Genomic DNA, 18399 nt, shown 5'->3' with positions numbered 1-18399 from the left:
TCATTATACCACGGAGCCATGGCCCGCTCGGCGTGCGTCGGCGTGACGCCAAGCCGCGTTCGTCAGGCGGTCGCGATGAGCAATTCGCGTCTCATGGGGGACCTCATCTTCTGCATGAGGTGTGAGGGAACCTGCGTCGAGGAGAGCGTGGAGGCGTCGACCGTCACCGTTCCGGCCGACATGGACACCTTTGCGCCAAGACTCTTCAGGATTTCCAACATGACGCGGACATCCTCGAGATCCGGGACGTTTTTCACCACTGAACGCCCCGCCACCATGACGGTGGCGGCGAGGATCGGAAGGGCCGCGTTCTTCGCGCCCGCCACCCGCACTTCGCCGGCCAGCGGTACGCCGCCCTCAATCCGCAGCAATTCCATCGTCCGCACCTCCCAACAAGGGTTCGCCAAGCACGCGGACCTCGGTTTCAAGGGCGATGCCAAACCGCTCTCGAACCACCGACTGCGCGTGCCGAATCAGCCACAGCACATCGCTCGCCGAAGCGTTCCCCAGGTTGATGATGAAGTTCGCGTGCTTGTCGCTGATCATCGCCTGGCCGCGGCGCAGTCCCTTGAGCCCCGCTTCCTCGATGAGTCTGGCCGCGTGGGTGCCCTCGGGATTCCGAAACACGGATCCGCAGTTCGGAAAGCTGAGCGGCTGGGTGGCAATGCGGCGTTGGGACCACTCGCGAACCACGCGCCGCATCTCGTCGCGATCGCCTGGCTTGAGCTGAAATTTGGCCCATGTCACGATCCCGAAGCGATCCTTGAGCACGCTGTAGCGGTAGCCAAAGCGCAGGTCTTCGTTCGAGAGCCGCGCGATGGCTCCGGTCTCGTCCATCACCTCGGCCCACGCGAGCACCTCGCACGTCTCGCGGCCGTACGCGCCTGCGTTCATCATGACGGCGCCGCCGACCGAACCGGGAATGCCCGTCGCAAATTCGAGACCTGAGAGACCGTGGCGGATGGCCAAATTCGCCAGCGCGACGTACGAACGGCCTGCCATCGCGTAGACAGCGCACTCGTCCTCCCTCACCTCGCACGAAGCGAAGGCGTCGTGCAGCTTGATCACGAGGCCGCGAATGCCGCCGTCCAACACGAGGGTGTTGGAACCGCGGCCGATGACGGTGATAGGTAGGCCATGGTCTCGCGCGGCGCAAACGCTCGCGCGCAGGGCGTCCACCGAGTCCGGCTCGACAAAGTAATCGGCAGGTCCGCCAATCCGCCACGTCGTGTGCCGCTTCATCGGTTCGCCCCGGATCACCTTCACCCCTTGCTCCATCAGGATTTTCACAAACGGATCGTCATGCATGTCAGGTCCTCCATGAGCTTTCACTGGGTCACCTACCTCACCGCCGCAACCGCATCATATGCCGCGCTGGGCGAAGGGTGAGTGCCTAGGTGCGACGCTTTCCCGCCACTTCGAGGACGAGATCGCCCAGCCGCCTGACGGCGTCCGGCCGGCCAAAGCTCCGCGCCCGCTCCCGAACTTCGGCGAGATCGCCCTGAAGCATGCCGCAGATCTCGTTCCAAAGGACTTCCGGCGTGAGATCCGCTTCTCGGACCACTCGGGCGGCGCCCGCGCGGGCAAGCTGCATCGCGTTTTCCTCCTGGTGATTCGCCGTCACGTACGGGCTCGGAACCAGGATGGACGCGACGCCGAGCGCGCAGATCTCCGCGAGTGTGCTCGATCCGGCCCGGCTCACCATGAGATCGACGTGAGACAAAAGCGCGGGCATGTCCGAAATGAAGGGATGGAGCGTGACATTCCGAGGCAGTGGCCCCACCTGCGTTCGAATGGTCTCAAAATGGCGCTCGCCCGTCACGAACAGCACACGCCACTCGGGACGATCTGCGAAACGCGGAAGCATCTCTGCCACCACCCGATTGGCGGTCTCCGAGCCGCGGCTGCCAAACACGATGAGAATGACGCGCTGACCGCGCAGAATTCGATACTGATCGAGCGCCCTCCGCTTGTCCGCCGCGGAGACCTCCACCACCTCGCTCGCGCGCGGATTGCCCGTGAACACCACGCGCTTGGCGCGCGGGAAGAGCGCTTCGCTCTCCGGGAAGCACACGGCCACCGCGTCCACGCGCCGCATCAGCAGCTGATTGGTGAGCCCGGGCCGCGCGTTGCCCTCCCAGATCACCGAGGCCACGCCGAGTTGGGTCGCGGCATACATCACAGGAAGCGACACGAAGCCCCCCGTGCCGACCGCGACATCCGGTCGAAAGTCGCGCAGGATGCGGAGCGCTTCCCGATATCCCCGGTACGTGGTGGCAAGCGTGCGAACGGCGTCCAGAGACAGTTCTCGCCGAAGTCCCGCCGCGGGAACGGAGACAAAGGCGAGACCGGCCTCCGGCACGAGGCGGCTTTCCAGCCCTCGCTCCGTGCCTACGTACAGAAACTCCGCGTCCGTCACGCGGGCCTTCAAGTGGCGCCAAAGCGAAAGGGCGGGGAAGATGTGGCCGCCCGTGCCCCCACCCGTCAACAACACCTTCATTCTACCATCCCCGCCTGCTTCGAAATGTTGAGCAGAATGCCAACGCCGCTCAGCAACAGCGTCAACGACGATCCGCCATAGCTGATAAACGGCAACGTGATGCCCGTCGCCGGAATGGACCCGGTCACCACGCCGATGTTGATCAGGACCTGCACCGCGATCATCCCGGTGATGCCCGTGGCAAGGAGCGTTCCAAAATCGTCCGGCGCGTACAGCGCCGTGCGGATGCCACGCCAAATGAGCACCGCAAATAGCAGGAGGACCGAGACGGTCCCGAGCAACCCGAGCTCTTCGCCGACGATGGAAAAGATGAAGTCGGTCTGAGGTTCGGGCAGGTAGAGAAACTTTTGCCGGCTATGTCCGAGGCCGAGCCCCAGGATGCCGCCAGATCCAAGGGCATAGAGTGACTGGATGATCTGGTATCCCTTCCCCAGCGGGTACTTCCACGGATCCAAAAAGGCGTAAATGCGATCCATGCGATAGGGCGCGATGGCGACGAGTCCTGCGAATCCGACGACGCCCGCGCCGAAGAGGGATGCCAAATGCGACCAGCGCGTGCCCGCGACAAACAGCATGATGAGCGTCGTCCCCATGATCACGACACTTTGGCCGAGATCGGGCTCCAGCATAATGAGCCCCACCGCAACCAGGGCGAGTCCCATCGGCGGGACGAATCCGCGCCAGAACGAGTGCATCCGGTCCTTCGATTCGGCGAGCAGGTGCGCGAGAAACATGACGAGACCGAGCTTCGCGAACTCGGACGGCTGAATCCCGAGTGAACCGATGCCGAGCCACGCTTTCGATCCGCCGCGGTTGACGCCCACCACCAGGACGAGGACCAAGAGCGCATAGCTCGCCAGCGCAATCTTGGGCGCATGCTTGCGCCACACGTGGTAGTCGATGCGCGAGAGCCAGATCATCAGGCCGACGCCCATCAGGGCCCAGATGAGCTGCCGCTTGGAGAAATAGAAGGCATCCTGAAATCGCGTCGCTGAGATGACCGACGAAGCGCTGTGCACCATCGTCACGCCAAACGCGAGCAGAAGCAAGATGACGCCGATCAGCGTGAAGTCAGGCGACCCCGGCGCCTGTTTCGGAGACGCCGACATAGACCGTAACACCGCGTTCCCTCCCCTCCCGCGCCACGTTGCGCGGTATGGCCCAAAGGCCGCGGCCTTTGGACACGCTGCTACAGTCTATGCACGGCCTCTTTGAACATGCTGCCCCGCACCTCGTAGGAAGGGAACATATCCCAGCTGGCGCAGGCCGGCGAAAGCAGGACCACGTCGCCCGGCTCCGCCATTCGGCTGGCCTCGCGCACGGCCTCCTCCATCGATGCAGCGAAGGCGCACGTGGACACGCCCGCTCGGGCGAGCACTTCCCTCAGCTTCTCCTTGGTCTCCCCGAGCAAGACCGCGGCTCGGACGCGCCCCGAGATATCGGGCAAAAGCGGATCGAACGAAATCCCGCGGTCGAGACCGCCAGCGATCCACACGACGCCGCGCTCAAACGATCTGAGCGCCTGTCGCGCGGCGTCCGGATTCGTGGCCTTCGAATCATTGTAATACCGCACGCCGGACACCTCGCGCACAAACTCGAGCCTGTGCTCGACGCCTTGGAACGTCGCGAGCACGCGCGCGACAGCTTCCACGGACGCTCCGGCCGCGAGCGCCAAAGCCGCTGCCGCCGCCGCGTTTTGCAGATTGTGCCGGCCCGGCAGAGCCACCTGGTCCACCGGCAGAATGGGCGTGCGCTCCCGCCCGCGCACGGCGACAAGCGCTCCGTCGATCACGCCCACGCCTTCGTCAAACGGAGCACCCTCCAGGCTGAAACCGCGCACGCGGGCCGCCAGCTCGCCCGCTCGATCCCGCACGAGCGCCTGATCCCAGTTGAGAATCGCGACGTCGTCCGGAGTCTGGTTCGCAAACAGCTTCCACTTCGCCTGTTGGTACGCCTCATAGGTGCCGTGATAGTCGAGATGAGCGGGATAGAAGTTGAGCAGCGCACCGCCCCGCGGGTGAAACGTGTGCGTCCCATCCAGTTGAAAGCTCGACACCTCGAGGACCAACAGATCGCCCGGTTGGTCCACCACGTCGCAGACCGGCGTGCCGATGTTGCCCGCGACAATCGGGTGATATCCGGACGCTTTCAGCATCTCGCCCACTAGCGTCGTGGTCGTGGTTTTCCCGTTGGAGCCCGTGATGGCGTAAATCGGCCTCCGCTCGAACCATGAGGCGATCTCGACGTCCGTCACGATCACGTGCGCAGCCTTGATCAATTCGGCGATGAAAGGCTGATGATACGGAATGCCGGGACTTTTGGCCACGAACTGCCACGGATGCCCGACCAACGTCTCCGGGTGCCCGCCGAGCACCAGATCCACGCCGAGCGCGGCGAGCGGCGCGATCGCCGGATCGGACGGATAGAGGCCCCGCTCGTCCGTCGCGGTCACGCGAAAGCCGCGCCGAGCGAGGAACGAGGCGACGGCGGTCCCGCTCTTGCCCAGTCCCACCACGAGCGCCTCGCCCGGCGAATCCAACCAGGTATCAGGTGTGACACGGTTCACATCGTCGGCCCCCTCAGTGCGACACCATCGCAAGCGTGCCAAAGGCGCAGATGAACGACGCGAGCCAGAACAGGATGACGACCTCCCACTCCGACCAACCGCCGAGCTCGAAGTGGTGATGCAGCGGGCTCATGCGAAAGACGCGCCGTCCAAACGTCTGATAGGAAAACACCTGAATGATGACGGACAAAGCCTCGATGACGAACACCAGGCCGAACAGGATGAGCGTCAGTTCGCTGTGCGTCAGGACGGCGGCCATCGCGAGCCCCCCACCGATGGCAAGCGATCCCGTGTCGCCCATGAACACTTTCGCCGGATGTCGATTGAACACGAGAAACGCGGCGAGCGCCCCCACCATGGCCGCGCAATAGAGCGCGACGTCGTAACTCGTGTGCCAGTACGCGTATACGGCGTACGCCGCGAACACCATGATGGCCGATCCCGACAAAAGCCCGTCCAGCCCATCCGTGAGGTTGACCGCGTTCGTCGTGCCCACCAAAACCAGCATGAGGAACAGCATGTACAGGTAGCCGAGGCGAACGGCGGCGTCGGTGAACGGGATGTGCACGGACAGCGCTTCCTGCCCCTGTTCCCGATACAAGAGAACAAACAGGATGACCGTCAGGAGGGCCTGGAGGATCACCTTCTGCTTGGCCGTCAGCCCAAGGTTTCGCTTCTTTACAATTTTAATCAGATCATCCGCAAAACCGATCAGCCCGAACCCCACCGTAGCGACGAGCATCATCACCGTGTCCAGGCTGCCGAACGCAAACCGGAGCGTCGTCAGGACGACCGCAGCGAGGATGATCACGCCGCCCATCGTAGGTGTGCCGGCCTTCGACTGATGGTGCTTGGGCCCCTCTTCGCGAATCGACTGACCAAACTTGAGGCGGTGCAAAAGCGGGATGGCGATAGGCCCCAAGAGCACGCCGATCACGAACGCCGCGAGCGCCGTCAGCAAAAGCGCCTGAATGTCCAACGGAAACGCCCCCTAGTTCCGCCCGTACCGCGCGCGTATGGCTCGGCGGGCTTCTTCGCGGTCGTCAAAGTGGCGCTTCTCCGCGCCGATGATCTGGTAGTCCTCGTGTCCCTTGCCCGCGATCACGACGACATCTCCGGGCTCCGCTTCCGCGATGGCCATCTCGATGGCCCGCCGGCGATCCACCTCTTCGCGCACCTTGTGCGCATATGCCGGTTCGACGCCGCCGCGCATGTCCGCGAGGATGGCGACCGGGTCCTCGCTCCGCGGGTTGTCGCTCGTGAAGATGGCCCGATCCGCCAATCTCACGGCGACCTCCGCCATCTTGGGCCGCTTCGTGCGGTCGCGATCGCCCCCACAACCGACCACGACCAAGACGCGCGCGGGCGCGAACTCGCGGACCGACGCGAGCACGTTCTCGAGGCCGTCCGGCGTGTGGGCGTAATCCACAAACACCGAAAACGGCTGTCCCTCGTCGATGCGCTCCATCCTCCCGGGCACGCTTGGATACGAGCGAATCCCCTCCTGGATCTCGGTCGGCGTGAGGCCCTCCACGAGGGCGATGGCGACGGCCGCCAGCGTGTTGTAGACGTTGAACCGGCCGATGAGCGGCGTTTCAATCTCAAATGCGCCTGCGGGCGAATCCACGAAGAAGCGCGCGCCACTTGCCGACAGCCGCACGTCCCGGGCCCTGACGTCCCCGGCGCGCTCGATCCCGTAGGTGAGGATGGGCGCGGCGGACGCTTCGGCCATCACCGAAGACCACGGATCGTCCACGTTGATCACCGCGTACACAGAACGGGCCGGATCGTCCCCCGTGCCGTTGCCGAGGCGGGAGAACAAGAGCGCCTTCGCGCCTGCATACCGTTCCATGGTACCGTGAAAATCGAGGTGATCTTGTGTCAAGTTCGTGAACGCGGCGCAGGCGAACGACACCCCCGCCGCCCGCCGCTCCACGAGCGCGTGCGACGACACCTCCATCACCGCGTGCGTGGCGCCCGCGTCCACGAACCGGCGAAGCCATCGATGGACCTCCACGGCCTCAGGCGTCGTGTTCGGAAGCGGCCACGAGGCTTGGCCCAGTTTGGCGCCGACGGTGCCGATGAGCCCAGCCTTTCTTCCTGTCGAATCGAGCAAGTGACGCACGATGTGAGTCACCGTGGTCTTGCCGTTGGTGCCCGTGACCCCAATCACCCGGAGCTCGCGCGACGGGCTCCCAAACAGCCTGTCTGCGACCAGCGCGCTCCAGTGGCGCGTGTCCGGCACTACAACCTGAGGAATCGACGCGGGCACCTCGGCGACGGGCTCTTCCACCATCACCGCCACGGCGCCGCGCTCCACAGCCTGCCGGGCGAACCGGTGTCCGTCCACCGTGTGGCCGCGCACCGCCACAAACAGGCTGCCGGGTTCCACGTCCCGCGAGTCGGTGGTGATGTTCACGACGTCAGGATTCTCCGCGTTGGTCACCTGAAAATTCACGAAAGGCTGAAACAGTTGTCTCAGTCGCAAGGCGCCTTCCTCCCAACCTCCGGCGTGCCCTTCGCAAATCTAGGGCAGCCGTCGCCCGATGTCAACCTCCGAGCGCGAAGGCCGCCACCTGGTTTCCGGATGGCGCCTTCTGCCCGCGGTAGAGGCGGATGATCGATCCCGGTTCCACCTGCGCGCCTCCTGCCGGAGCCTGCGCGATGATCACGTCCCCCTGCCCCAGCACCTGCACCCTCAGGTTCGCGGAATTCTGCAGCGCCAGGTTCTGCGCCTCCTTCATCGTGAGCCCCACAAAATTCGGAACCGTCACGGGCGGCGCCTCGGGGTACCGGTACTTCTTCTTGAGCCCCTGCGTCTGCGGAGGCACGCCGAGCTCGCGCAACCCGTCGTCCAAAATGTTTCCGACAATCGGCGCGGCAATGACGCCGCCAAACACGATCCCGTGCTCCGGATGAGGGTTGTCAATGGCGACGTAGCAGACGAGGGCCGGATCGTTGGCTGGCGCCATGCCGATGAAGGAGACGATGTAATGCCCCGGCTCGTACCGCCCGTTTTTCGCCACCTGCGCCGTACCGGTCTTTCCGGCGATCCGGTAGCCGTCGCGATACGCCCTGGTACCACTTCCGTTCGCCACCACGCTCTCGAGGGCGGCGCGCACCTCCGCCGCCACTTGCGGCGAGATGACCTGGCGGACAACCGTCGGCTTGGTTACCGAGACCACGCGGCCCGTATCCGGATCGATGATTTCGGACACGAGATACGGCTTCATCAGCTTGCCGCCGTTCGCCACGGCGCCCACAGCCATCACCTGCTGAATGGGCGTGACCGACACGCCCTGGCCGAAGGCCGTGGTGGCCAACTCCAGCGGGCCGACTTGGCTCAACTTGAACAGGATCCCGTTGCCTTCTCCGGGAAGATCGATCCCGGTCTTTTGCCCGAATCCAAACGCGCGAATGTACGAGAACAGCGCTTCCTTGCCCAATCGCTCGCCGAGGGCGATGAACCCTGGGTTGCACGAGTTCTCCACCACGTTCAGGAACGACTCGGACCCATGTCCGCCCGCCTTCCAGCAGCGAATGCGGTGCCCCGCGACTTCATAGTAGCCGGGATCGTAGAATCGGTCGTTCAAGTTCACCTTGTTTTCCTGCAGCGCCGCGGCCAGCGTCACAATCTTGAACGTGGATCCGGGCTCAAAGGTCTGCCAGATGGCCAGGTTGCGGTTGTAGGTCGACGGATCGGCCGAGCGCCAGTCCGCGGGATTGAACGTGGGGTAGTTCGCCATCGCGAGAATGGCACCCGTCTTCGGGTTTTCGACAATGGCGGTGACGGAATCCGGATGATACGCTGCCACCGCCTGCTCGATCTCGCGCTCGACGAACTGCTGAATTTGAAGGTTGAGAGTGGTCTTGATGTCGTCGCCGTCCGTGGGTTCGACCACCGACTGACCCTCGCCTGGAATCAGCTCCCCGTTCGCCTTGGCGTAAAACGTGATGCCTCCCTTTTTGCCGCTCAACACACTGTTGTACTGCTTCTCGAGCCCCGTGAGTCCGACGTTGTCATAGCCGGTGATGCCGAGCACCTGCGCCGCGAGCGATCCGTACGGGTACGCCCGCTTGCCGTCCTCCGTGAGGTAGATACCCGGCAACTCCAGTTTGCGGACGGTGTTCGCCTGCTCCTCCGACATCTGGCGCCCTCCCGGGCGGATGTAGACCATGAGCTCCCGCTGGGAAATCTGGCGCAGCACGCTGTCCACGCTCATGTGCAGGATGGGCGCCAGCTTGGCGGCCGTGCCCGCTTTGTCCTTGATCTGGCTTGGCACCGCCACAAGGGTGGGTGCGCTCGCCGTGTACGTCAGCGGCTGCCCGTCGCTCGCCAGAATGCTCCCGCGGATGCCGGACAGCGGCACGGTGCGATCCCACGACTGCTTCGCCAGGTTCGAGAGCCACGTGGCCTGCCAGCCCTGCACATAGGCGAGCCGGCCGATGAGCGCGCCGATGGCCGCAAACAGCCCAAAGAGAAGCATGACCAGCCGCCGCCTCATGAGTCCAGGAGTCACGCGCACAGACCTCGCCCCCAACGTCGCACAGCTTGTTCGCTGAGACTAGCCTATGCGCGCTCACCCGGAAATAGAAGGGCCGACGCTTCGCGTCAGCCCTTGGGAGACAACCGAATCTCGACGGTCTCCCCCGCCTTCACGCGTGCACCCGGGGGAATGGACTGACCCACCACGTAGCCCGACCCCGACGTCGCGACGTCAAGCCCCATCGCGGCGAGCAGATTGGCCGCGTCCCGAAGCGTCAGACCTGTCAGATCCGGCATGGGAAACGCGGCCGACTGGTGATTGGCGAGCAACGCGTACAGCTTCGAGCCCCGCGGCACCTCCACGCCGGGCGCTGGCCATTGTCGCTCGATCACGCCGCTCGACCCGGCGAACATCCCTTGAAGGCCGTCCTGTGCGAGCGCAGCCTCCGCCTCCGCCTGCGACATCCCGACCAGATTCGGCGTCTCCACGTAGGCCACTTGTCCCTGCCCTGGCTCGGTCTGAAGGGACTTCAGGGCACCTGTCGGAGGAATGTGATAGTAGTTCAGGCACTCCTGCATGATCGCCCGAGCGATGGGAATGGCCACCGTGCTTCCCCACGCTTCGTCCGGCGCCACCTGCGGATCGTACACCGTGACGTACACCACAACCTTGGGATCTTGCGCCGGCACAAATCCGATGAAGGAGGTCTCGAACTTGTTTTGGTAGTACGCGCCTGTCGCAGGATCCACAATCTGCGCGGTGCCCGTCTTTCCGGCCACCTCGTAGCCCGGAATCGCAGCCCCCGTATCAATGCCGTGCTTGGAATCGGAAACGTCGAGAACCATCGTGTCCCGAACCTCTTGAATGACGCTCTCCGGCAGAAACCCTTGGCGAATCAACGTCGGGCGATTCTCCTGGATCACCTTGCCCGATGGCGAGATCACCTTGCTGATGATGTACGGTCGCAGCAGTCGCCCGCCGTTGGCAATCGCGTCCATGGCCATGATCTGCTGCATGGGCGTCACCGCGATGCCCTGCCCGAACCCCGCCGTCGCCAACTCGAGCTGCCCCTGCTCAGACGGAGGAAACAGGATGGACGTCGCTTCGTTCGGAAGATCGATCCCCGTGGGCTGCGTGAAACCAAACAACCGCAGATATTTGTCCAGATTGGGCCATCCCAGCGCCATCGCAATCCGCGCAAAGCCGACGTTCGACGACTCTTCCAGCGCCTGCTGATAGGTCAGCACGCCGAACCCCACGTAGTTCCAGTCATGAATCGTGCGGCCGTCGATCGTGATTTGCCCCGACTGAAACGTGTCGTACAGGTTGATAGAATGCGTCGCCAGCGCGGCCGCAAGCACAAACGGTTTGAACGTCGATCCCGGCTCGAACGCGCTGGACACAGCCCAGTTGGAGGAGAGCGCCTCGAGGCTCGCCTTCCAATACTGGTTGGGATTGAAGCTGGGCCAGCTCGACATCGCGAGAATCGCGCCCGTCTGTGGGTCAGACACCACGATGGCCGCATGGAGTGGGTGATACTTCTGCACGAGCGCGTCCATCTGATCTTCGACGTAGCCCTGGATGGTGTCGTCGATGGTCAACTGGACGTTGTCACCGGCCTTGGGGGCTTTCACGATCTTCACGCTGCCCGGGATGGGTACGCCCGTCGGATCCTGCTCGTACGAAATGAGCCCGTTCTGGCCGGCCAAGTAGGAATTCATCTCGAGCTCCACGCCGCTTTCGCCCACGCCCTTGACCACGTACCCGATGGCGTTGGACGCGAAATCGCCGTACGGATACACGCGCAACTCCGTCGGCGTGAACGTCACGCAGTTCGACCACGCCGTGCGGCGATCATCCGGTGCCCAAGCGTGCGCGGCGAAAGCCGCCTCGAGCTTCGATTTCACGATGGCTTCCACAGGCGTAGGCAGTTGAATCCAGGCGGCTTGCTTGGACAGGAGCGCGGCGAGATCGGACGCGTTTGTCCCCAAGATGGGCGCGAGAATCCGAGCGGCTTCATCTGCGTACGGACGAATGGGCTGGAGTTCGATGTCGACGTAATAGGCCGGGACATCGTAGGCGAGGCGATTGCCCTCTGCGTCCAAAATGGCTCCCCGGGGTGCCAGAAGGGGTTCGGTCACGTCGATGACCTTGGCGGCGTCGTGTTTCAGCGTTCCGCCGTACACCCGCTGCACGTCGTAAATGCGCCAGACCACGGCGCCGAGCGTCGCCACCATCGCCAGCTGGAGCGCCCAGAGCCGTCGTTTCGGACGCTTCCAACTGCTTTGCCTGCCCGTTCGCCTGCCACCTCGATTCATGCGATCACTCGCCGTTCCCCTGCGTTGGAATCATCACCGGGTTTTTGTAGACCATGTGCAGCTTGTTGATGGCGACATCCAGAATGTGCGCGGGTTGTTCAAGCTCCGACACCTGCATCTGAAGATTGGCGTTCACCGCCTGCTGCGCTGCGATGGCCGCCTGGAGCTTGGCGTGCTGATCGTTCAACTCGTAGATCTCGGCTCCCTTGGCGGCAACCCACCATACGGCGGCGAAGCTGACGATGCAGCACAAAGCAAAGCTCACCCGGTTCCATAGGCGCCGGCGGGCGGCGCGCCGCTCCGCCTCTCGCGCATCCCGTTCACGCCCCGGCGTCGTGTGCCCCCACGCCTCGCGACGCGTGCGAAGTTCCTGTTGCACGGCAGACATGGCATTCATCGCTCCCCATGATCCAGCTTTTCGAAAGCGCGCAGCTTCGCCGATCGCGCGCGCGGATTGCGTTCCAACTCCTCGCTCGAAGGCGTCACGGGCTTTCGCGACACCATACGTCCCAAAGGCTTGCGGCCACATTGACACACCGGGAATTCCGGCGGACAAATGCATCCCTGCGCCCACGTCTGAAACAGCCGCTTCACCGCGCGATCCTCGAGAGAATGAAAGGTAATGACCGAAAGCCGGCCGCCCGGCCTCAAGGCTCGAAAGGCCGCCTCCATGCCGCGCTCCAAGGCACCCAGTTCGTCGTTCACCGCGATGCGGATGGCTTGGAATGTGCGCCGCGCGGGGTGCGGTCCAGAGCGCCGCGCGGCAGCCGGAATGGCACTCTTTACGATCTCGGCCAGTTCCGTCGTCGTCTCGATGGGCTTCTTCGATCTCGCCCGCGTGATGGCGCGCGCAATGGCGGTTGCAAATCGTTCCTCGCCGTACTCCCGGATAATTCTCGCCAGTTCCTGCTCGTCCCACTCGTTGACGATCTCGCGCGCGGTGAGCGGCTGATGCCGATCCATGCGCATGTCGAGCGGGCCCTCGTGCCAGTAGCTGAATCCCCGCTCCGGGAGATCAAACTGAGGCGAGGATACGCCGAGATCGAACAGGACGCCGTCCACCGCCGTCACGCCAAGCGCCCGCAGGCGTTCCTCCATCTCGGCGAAATTCGCCTTGACCAGCGTGAGGCGCCCGGGATACTGCCGCTTCAGCGGCTCAGCGTGCGCGATGGCGGTTTCGTCCTGATCGAACGCAATCACGGCGCCGTCCGGCACGGACCGCTCGAGAAGGCGCGCGGTATGGCCTCCTCCCCCGAGCGTCGCGTCCACGTAGACGCCGCCTGGCTGCGGCCGCAGCGCTTCGACGGCCTCCTCCAACAACACGGTCTCGTGGGCAAATTCCAACCTCTCATCCCCCGCGATTTAGAACGAAAAGTCGACGAGGTTTTCCGCAATCTCGGCAAACGATCGCTCCGCGTCGCTCGAATAGTGTTCCCAGACACTCGTGTTCCAAATTTCGACTCGATTCGACACGCCGATCAGCGTGCACTCCTTCTCAAGCTTCGCGTATTCGCGCAGCTTTGGGGGCAGGAGAATGCGGCCTTGCTTGTCGACCTCGCACTCGGACGCGCCCGAAAAGAAGAAGCGCACGAACGCCCGCGCGTCCGATCGCGTCATGGGAAGAGACTTCAACTTTTGCTCGAGCGCGCGCCACTCGTCCAGCGGATACGCGAACAGGCACTGATCCAGGCCGCGGGTGACGATGAACGAATCCCCCAGCCCATCCCGAAACTTCGCCGGGATGGTCAGCCGCCCTTTGCTGTCGAGGGAATGTTCGTATTCACCCATGAACAACGGCCTTCACCACCCGCTCGCGCATGTCCCCCACTTTGCCCCACTTTCCACCACGATCATACCTGTTCGAGGTCCATCGCGGATCTCCTGCTAGCTTTCTGGATTTTTTCATGCAAAAGGCGACCGCGCGTGGCGCGATCGCCTCATTTCCCGCTCGGGTTCAGTTGTCCATGACGACGTCGAGCACGGGGCCCATTTGAGAGATGGAGCTCCACGTCGGCAGCTCGGCGAAGCCCTGCGTCCCGATCTCGCTCCAGAAGTTGAGCGGACAAAGGCGCCGCTCCTGAGGATGTCCGTCGGGGAACAGACATCGCTCAATCTGGCGCAACTGCCGGATCTCGTCCTGACGCCGCCTTTTCCATGCGCGGACCACGCGCCGCTCCAGATCCCGCCACGCCCGCTCTTCCGTACGCACATGCCGCTCGAGGATGGCGCGAACGTCGGGGCCCGCCTCGCCGTACGACGCCTCGAGGTTGCCTAGCATCGCACGCACGCGCTCCATCCAGCCGTCGATCTCGCGCTGAAGCGGCTCCGCCACGTCCGCGATCACCCGCCCTGCGACGAGATCGCAGGGATGGCGCAGTTCGTCGAGGGATAATTCGTGCTTTCGCATGAGCCGGGCCACGCTCGGCGGCACAAGGCGCATGCGCTGCCGCAGGATGACCGGCGGCATGCGCCGCCCGTGCGCGTGGAACACGCCGCGGGAAAGCGGGTAGTACGCGATCTCGCTCGGCCCTCCGACATACGCCAAGGTGGGCAACACGACATCCTGCACGACGGGCCGCAGGAGGACGTTGGCAGAGAACCCAGTGGGATCGAGATCGCCTCGCTCAAGCCATTCCGACAGCGCGCCGGCTTCGCCGTGGCCGCGCGCGACGAAGCCCGGGCCGCCGGTTTCCAGCACGAACCGCTTGCCGTCGATCACGGCGAACACGGTCGAATGCCGCGGGTCCCGAACCACCTCGGGAACGAAGCCCGCCCGTTCGACCTCGGCGTACGCTTCGTCGAGTTGCCGCTGCACCTCTTCCACGTCCTCCAGCGCGCGGCGGAACACGGGCCAGGCAAGGCGGCGAATGGATGGCAGACACGGATCGAAGAACACGAGGCCGTGTTCGGCGAAAAGCTTCGCCATGATCCTCGCGAACCACATCGCGAGGGAATCCCCGTCGCGCCACGCGGACCAGACCGCGTGAAGCGCCTCGAGCTTGTGACTCGCTTCGGCGAGCCGTTCGTCGGCCTGGTTCAAGGCGCTCCGCACGTCGCGCGCCGTCAGCGCCTCGCAGTACATCATTTGGTGCGGCTCAAACCGGTGCGGAAGCTGAATGCGCGCCACTTCGCCCAGCCGATCCACCACATGGGCGTGGTTGACCTCCTCGGCGTCGTGGTCCTCAGAGGCGATCCAAAACACCGGCACCACCGGGCGCTCGAGGCGGCGTTCGAGCTCGCGAGCGACGCCGATGGCGGTCAGCGCTTTGGCGAGGCTGTAGATGGGACCCGTGAACAAGCCCGCCTGTTGCCCTGTGACCACGGCCACCGCGTCGGGCTGTGCCAGGCGATCCAGCGCTCGGTTCTGGGCCGCGGACGCGCCGATCTGAGCGTGAAACGAGCGCAGCGCTTCCACCAGAGACGCGCGCGTGTCATCCGCGTAGGTCCGCAGGACCTCCTCGGTGCGCGCGCGATAGGTCGCGATATCGCGCGGATCTTGATCGTCGTAGAGATGACGAACGCGATCGAAGGAGAACAAATGGGCGTCGGCTAGTGGATTTCCGGTCGGCGCCTCGTATACCGTACACTTCAAGGAGAACTCGCCCCTTTGCTCCACCCAAAATGGCCACACTCATCATAACAACCGGGGCTAGGGATGTAAAACCGTAAGGAGTTGAGAAAACCTCATGGCGCGAGGGGAACTTTCGGGTCGAGTGGCCATCGTATCGGGCGCGTCGGGCGAAATTGGGCGCGCCATCGCGGTCGAGCTGGCGGCGCAAGGCGCGAAGGTGGTTTGTGGATACTTCAGGGGAAGGGAGCGCGCGGAAAGGACGGCCGCCCAGTGCGCGGCGCTTGGCACCGAGGCGCTTGCGGTTCAGGCCGATCTCTCGAACGAAGCGGGCGCCGAAGCGTTCGTGACCGCGGCCACGCAACTGGGCATGCCGACGCTCATCGTTCACGCCGGGGGCAGGGACATGCGGGCGCTGGCGCACGAGATGTCTTCCGCGGCGTGGCACCAAGTGGTCGACGAGCACCTCTCTTCCGCGTTCTACCTTGCGCGAGCCGCGTTCCCGCACCTGCGGCGATCACGTCATGCGGCGTGCGTCTTTGTCTCGTCCGTTTACGCGTTGCGCGGCGCCGCGATGGAAGCGGCGTATGCGGCCGCGAAGGGCGGCGTGATCGCCTGGATGAAGTCGCTGGCGCGCGAATGGGCATCCATTCCTGTACGCGTCAACGCGGTCGCTCCCGGCCCCATTGAAACGAGGATGCTCCATCACCTGGACGCCGAGGAGCACGAGGCGCTCCAAAGGGAAATTCCGCTTGGTCGAATCGGGCGCCCAGAGGACGTGGCCGCGGCTGTCTCGTTTCTCTTGAGCCCAAGGGCCTCCTACATCACCGGTCAGGTTCTCGGCGTGGACGGAGGCTGGATGAGCTAGGCTCAGCTTTTTTTCTGAATGGGCTCAAGCTGCACGCCGAAGCGGCGCACATGAATCTGAACGTCAACCTGAATTTTGGCCGTTTTGAGCCTTTCCTCCCAAGGGAATGCCGCGAATTGTTGGTAGGTCATGAACTGGCTGCGGATGGCCTTCGAGACGGGAATGACGTCCGCCTGGTCGACGACGAGCAGCCGCTTCAACAGCCGTTCCATGCGCTCCGACACCTGCTTGTCGAGCTCGGCCTCGAGCTTCTGGCGTGCAGCCGGATCGGCGTAATTGCGCGTCGACGAGATGTTGATCACGTCCGCGTCCACCGGCACATGCGCGGTGATGATCATCGGATGGGACAGTTTCACCCGGTACTCGGCCGGCCGCTCCTTGTGAAGCTCCAAGCCGATGTCCCGCGACGGATCCTCGGGATCTTGCAGGGTCAGCGTGGCGTGGTGCACCCCGCCCTGCAGGAGCCGAAGGTAGAGGCAGTCCTTCCCCGTCACCTCGTCCACCATGCGGTCCTCGCGGAAGACGGCCGCACCCATCCAATCGACGGGATTGCCGCCTTCTCGGCGCACCTCGCCCGCGCGATACGACAGCCCGGGCGCATCGGGCATTTCGCCCTTTTCGACGTTCTGATTGACAGCGAATATCGGCGCAATGGCGTCCTCATGCGGGTTCTCCATACCGTCAATCAGATATTGGATGGGGCACACAGGCGCAATCCCGGTCCGTTGAGAGACGAGGGCCACGCCGTCCGCGATGCGGGTGATGGCCGAGTCGAGCATGGGCTGAAAAGCCTTCATCGACTCGCTGGCCTTGCCCTTGGACACCGACACGGGCACCGTCCGGCGAAACTCGCGGTAGCGCGTGAGGGCCTCGATGTACGGCTCCACGCCCTCTTTCGCCAAATCTTCCCCGAATACAATGAGCGACAGGTGCGAAAACGTGATGGATCGCTCCACCGAGCCGTTCGCGATCATCATCGCTTCGGGGATGCTCCTCGCGCGCACCGTGATGGGCTCCTTGCCCGCCAGCGGCTGAGCACCAGACCGCGAGCTCGCCCCGGTCGGATTGACGGGCTGCGCGATCCGAAACGTGCAGTCGATGAGACCGCCGGGCGCCTTGTCGATGCCGAGCACACTCACGAACGCCTGTTGTTCCAATTCCTGGCGATCATAGCAGCCCGTCGTGGCCAACGGCGCAAAGAGGGCCAACCCGAGCGTGAGCCATCGGGACGCGGCGCGTGGCCACCGGAACGTAAACCGCATGCCTCTCACCATCCTCGCTCGTAGGATGGCTCGTGGGTGTTCATAGCATGCGCCCTTGTGGCGGCGCGGCGGCCCGCCATCACATCAAAAAAGGAGCAAGCCTACTCAGCCTGCTCCATGCGCTCACCGGTCGTGATCCGCTCCAGGTTGCCATACTCATCAATTCGGTACATAAACCCTTCGGCAAACTTCGGACCAATCAGATCATCGTCCAGGAGGGCCGCTTTGCGCGCCCGCTCCATGATTTCCAAAAGCGCCTTGTAATCGCGGGTGATGGCGTCGTGCGTGGACTTCAGTTCGCGCAATTCTTCGCAAACGCGCTTGTAGTCCGCCTCGAGCGCCTCGTACTTCGCCTTCCACTCATTCAGCTGGCGTTCCGTGCTGCGCCATCGCGACGCCCACTCCTGCGCGGTGTTCTTCTCCTGGCGCAAGAACCGGAGCACCTGCGCCCACGTCATGAGTGTCGCGGTCGGGTGATCAGCGTCGCCACCTTCGAGCTGCGCCTGCACGCGCTGCGACTTGTTTTTCTTGCGCTCCTCTTTGGCGAGCTCAATGCGGTAACGCTGTTGCTTTCGCACACAGGCGTTCCAGCGGAAGCCGCACGCGGCCGCCGTTCTGCCGAGCCGCCTCGCCGCTTCGTTGAACCCGGCCAGCTGTGTGCTACCTTGTTTGATGTGTTTCAGGACGATCTCCGCTAGAATCTCGTCGTCCTCGGTTGTCCACGCGTCTTGGCGCATCGCCCTGTCCTTCTGTCTCGTCTCGCTCATCGCGTTTCACCGGCCTTTCAAAACGATGGTCGCCAGTCGGAATTATTCCGACGCTACCATTTG

At 64.0% G+C, this 18399-nt stretch carries 16 protein-coding genes; 1 reads left to right on the top strand and 15 read right to left on the bottom strand.

The genetic code is table 11. From position 1 onward, the window contains the following. Positions 1-62: 62 nt before the first annotated feature. The 13 genes from AACI_RS06340 to bshC all read right to left on the bottom strand — a co-directional run bounded on the left by AACI_RS06340 (position 63) and on the right by bshC (position 15463). The gene (locus AACI_RS06340) at positions 63-377 is read right to left on the bottom strand and encodes a UDP-N-acetylglucosamine 1-carboxyvinyltransferase (RefSeq protein WP_041707386.1); all 315 of its coding nucleotides are present in this window, start codon (positions 375-377) and stop codon (positions 63-65) included. Further along, complete coding sequence (murB, locus tag AACI_RS06335; protein ID WP_012810646.1) at positions 358-1308, bottom strand: UDP-N-acetylmuramate dehydrogenase; 951 nt, start codon at positions 1306-1308, stop codon at positions 358-360. Before murB ends, AACI_RS06340 begins: the two co-directional genes overlap by 20 nt. 85 nt (positions 1309-1393) lie before the next feature. Next, positions 1394-2500: an undecaprenyldiphospho-muramoylpentapeptide beta-N-acetylglucosaminyltransferase gene (gene murG, locus AACI_RS06330; protein ID WP_012810645.1), complete on the bottom strand. Its 1107-nt coding sequence runs from the start codon at positions 2498-2500 to the stop codon at positions 1394-1396. Continuing rightward, positions 2497-3609, bottom strand: coding sequence for a stage V sporulation protein E (gene spoVE, locus AACI_RS06325; protein ID WP_041707383.1), 1113 nt, complete (start codon positions 3607-3609; stop codon positions 2497-2499). The genes murG and spoVE overlap by 4 nt, the downstream gene beginning before the upstream one ends. Before the next feature lie 80 nt (positions 3610-3689). Then, a complete protein-coding gene (gene murD / locus AACI_RS06320) occupies positions 3690-5066 on the bottom strand; it encodes a UDP-N-acetylmuramoyl-L-alanine--D-glutamate ligase (protein ID WP_012810643.1) in 1377 nt (458 codons plus the stop codon). Between the two features lie 13 nt (positions 5067-5079). Further along, a complete protein-coding gene (gene mraY / locus AACI_RS06315; RefSeq protein WP_012810642.1) occupies positions 5080-6045 on the bottom strand; it encodes a phospho-N-acetylmuramoyl-pentapeptide-transferase in 966 nt (321 codons plus the stop codon). 12 nt (positions 6046-6057) lie between these two features. After that, positions 6058-7554 (bottom strand): UDP-N-acetylmuramoyl-L-alanyl-D-glutamate--2,6-diaminopimelate ligase, encoded by a 1497-nt coding sequence (locus AACI_RS06310; RefSeq protein WP_012810641.1) that lies wholly within the window; start codon positions 7552-7554, stop codon positions 6058-6060. A gap of 61 nt (positions 7555-7615) precedes the next feature. After that, entirely contained in the window at positions 7616-9592 is a 1977-nt protein-coding gene (locus AACI_RS06305; RefSeq protein ID WP_449224037.1) for a stage V sporulation protein D, read from the bottom strand. Positions 9593-9678: 86 nt separating this feature from the next. Next, positions 9679-11871, bottom strand: a complete 2193-nt coding sequence (locus AACI_RS06300; RefSeq protein ID WP_012810639.1) for a penicillin-binding transpeptidase domain-containing protein — start codon at positions 11869-11871, stop codon at positions 9679-9681. 4 nt (positions 11872-11875) lie between these two features. Beyond that, positions 11876-12259 carry a septum formation initiator family protein gene (locus AACI_RS06295; protein ID WP_041707382.1) on the bottom strand — a complete coding sequence of 128 codons (384 nt, stop codon included), beginning with the start codon at positions 12257-12259 and terminating at the stop codon, positions 11876-11878. A 5-nt stretch (positions 12260-12264) separates the two neighbouring features. Next, complete coding sequence (gene rsmH / locus AACI_RS06290; protein WP_012810637.1) at positions 12265-13215, bottom strand: 16S rRNA (cytosine(1402)-N(4))-methyltransferase RsmH; 951 nt, start codon at positions 13213-13215, stop codon at positions 12265-12267. A gap of 18 nt (positions 13216-13233) precedes the next feature. Beyond that, on the bottom strand, positions 13234-13665 hold the full coding sequence (gene mraZ / locus AACI_RS06285; RefSeq protein ID WP_008339589.1) for a division/cell wall cluster transcriptional repressor MraZ: 432 nt from the start codon (positions 13663-13665) through the stop codon (positions 13234-13236). Between the two features lie 160 nt (positions 13666-13825). After that, a complete protein-coding gene (gene bshC / locus AACI_RS06280) occupies positions 13826-15463 on the bottom strand; it encodes a bacillithiol biosynthesis cysteine-adding enzyme BshC (RefSeq protein WP_012810636.1) in 1638 nt (545 codons plus the stop codon). Between the two features lie 94 nt (positions 15464-15557). Between bshC and ymfI the strand changes: the two genes are divergently transcribed. Further along, positions 15558-16307 (top strand): elongation factor P 5-aminopentanone reductase, encoded by a 750-nt coding sequence (gene ymfI / locus AACI_RS06275; RefSeq protein ID WP_012810635.1) that lies wholly within the window; start codon positions 15558-15560, stop codon positions 16305-16307. A 2-nt stretch (positions 16308-16309) separates the two neighbouring features. Here the strand turns inward: ymfI and AACI_RS06270 are convergent, their stop codons facing one another. Continuing rightward, on the bottom strand, positions 16310-17569 hold the full coding sequence (locus AACI_RS06270; protein WP_012810634.1) for a Ger(x)C family spore germination protein: 1260 nt from the start codon (positions 17567-17569) through the stop codon (positions 16310-16312). A 101-nt stretch (positions 17570-17670) separates the two neighbouring features. Next, positions 17671-18336 carry an RsfA family transcriptional regulator gene (locus AACI_RS06265; RefSeq protein ID WP_245530736.1) on the bottom strand — a complete coding sequence of 222 codons (666 nt, stop codon included), beginning with the start codon at positions 18334-18336 and terminating at the stop codon, positions 17671-17673. Positions 18337-18399: the final 63 nt, after the last annotated feature.

The organism is Alicyclobacillus acidocaldarius subsp. acidocaldarius DSM 446 (assembly GCF_000024285.1).
In the GTDB taxonomy this organism is placed as follows: Bacteria; Bacillota; Bacilli; order Alicyclobacillales; family Alicyclobacillaceae; genus Alicyclobacillus; species Alicyclobacillus acidocaldarius.
This window is presented reverse-complemented; position numbering and strand designations above follow the sequence as displayed.

Excerpts from the sequence above, each read along its gene's own strand:
- AACI_RS06340 (WP_041707386.1), bottom strand. The coding sequence starts at position 377 with ATGGAATTGCTGCGGATTGAGGGCGGCGTACCGCTGGCCGGCGAAGTG.
- murB (WP_012810646.1), bottom strand. The coding sequence starts at position 1,308 with ATGCATGACGATCCGTTTGTGAAAATCCTGATGGAGCAAGGGGTGAAG.
- ymfI (WP_012810635.1), top strand. The coding sequence starts at position 15,558 with ATGGCGCGAGGGGAACTTTCGGGTCGAGTGGCCATCGTATCGGGCGCG.
- AACI_RS06265 (WP_245530736.1), bottom strand. The coding sequence starts at position 18,336 with ATGAGCGAGACGAGACAGAAGGACAGGGCGATGCGCCAAGACGCGTGG.
- AACI_RS06270 (WP_012810634.1), bottom strand. The coding sequence starts at position 17,569 with ATGCGGTTTACGTTCCGGTGGCCACGCGCCGCGTCCCGATGGCTCACG.
- AACI_RS06295 (WP_041707382.1), bottom strand. The coding sequence starts at position 12,259 with ATGTCTGCCGTGCAACAGGAACTTCGCACGCGTCGCGAGGCGTGGGGG.
- murG (WP_012810645.1), bottom strand. The coding sequence starts at position 2,500 with ATGAAGGTGTTGTTGACGGGTGGGGGCACGGGCGGCCACATCTTCCCC.
- AACI_RS06300 (WP_012810639.1), bottom strand. The coding sequence starts at position 11,871 with ATGAATCGAGGTGGCAGGCGAACGGGCAGGCAAAGCAGTTGGAAGCGT.
- spoVE (WP_041707383.1), bottom strand. The coding sequence starts at position 3,609 with ATGTCGGCGTCTCCGAAACAGGCGCCGGGGTCGCCTGACTTCACGCTG.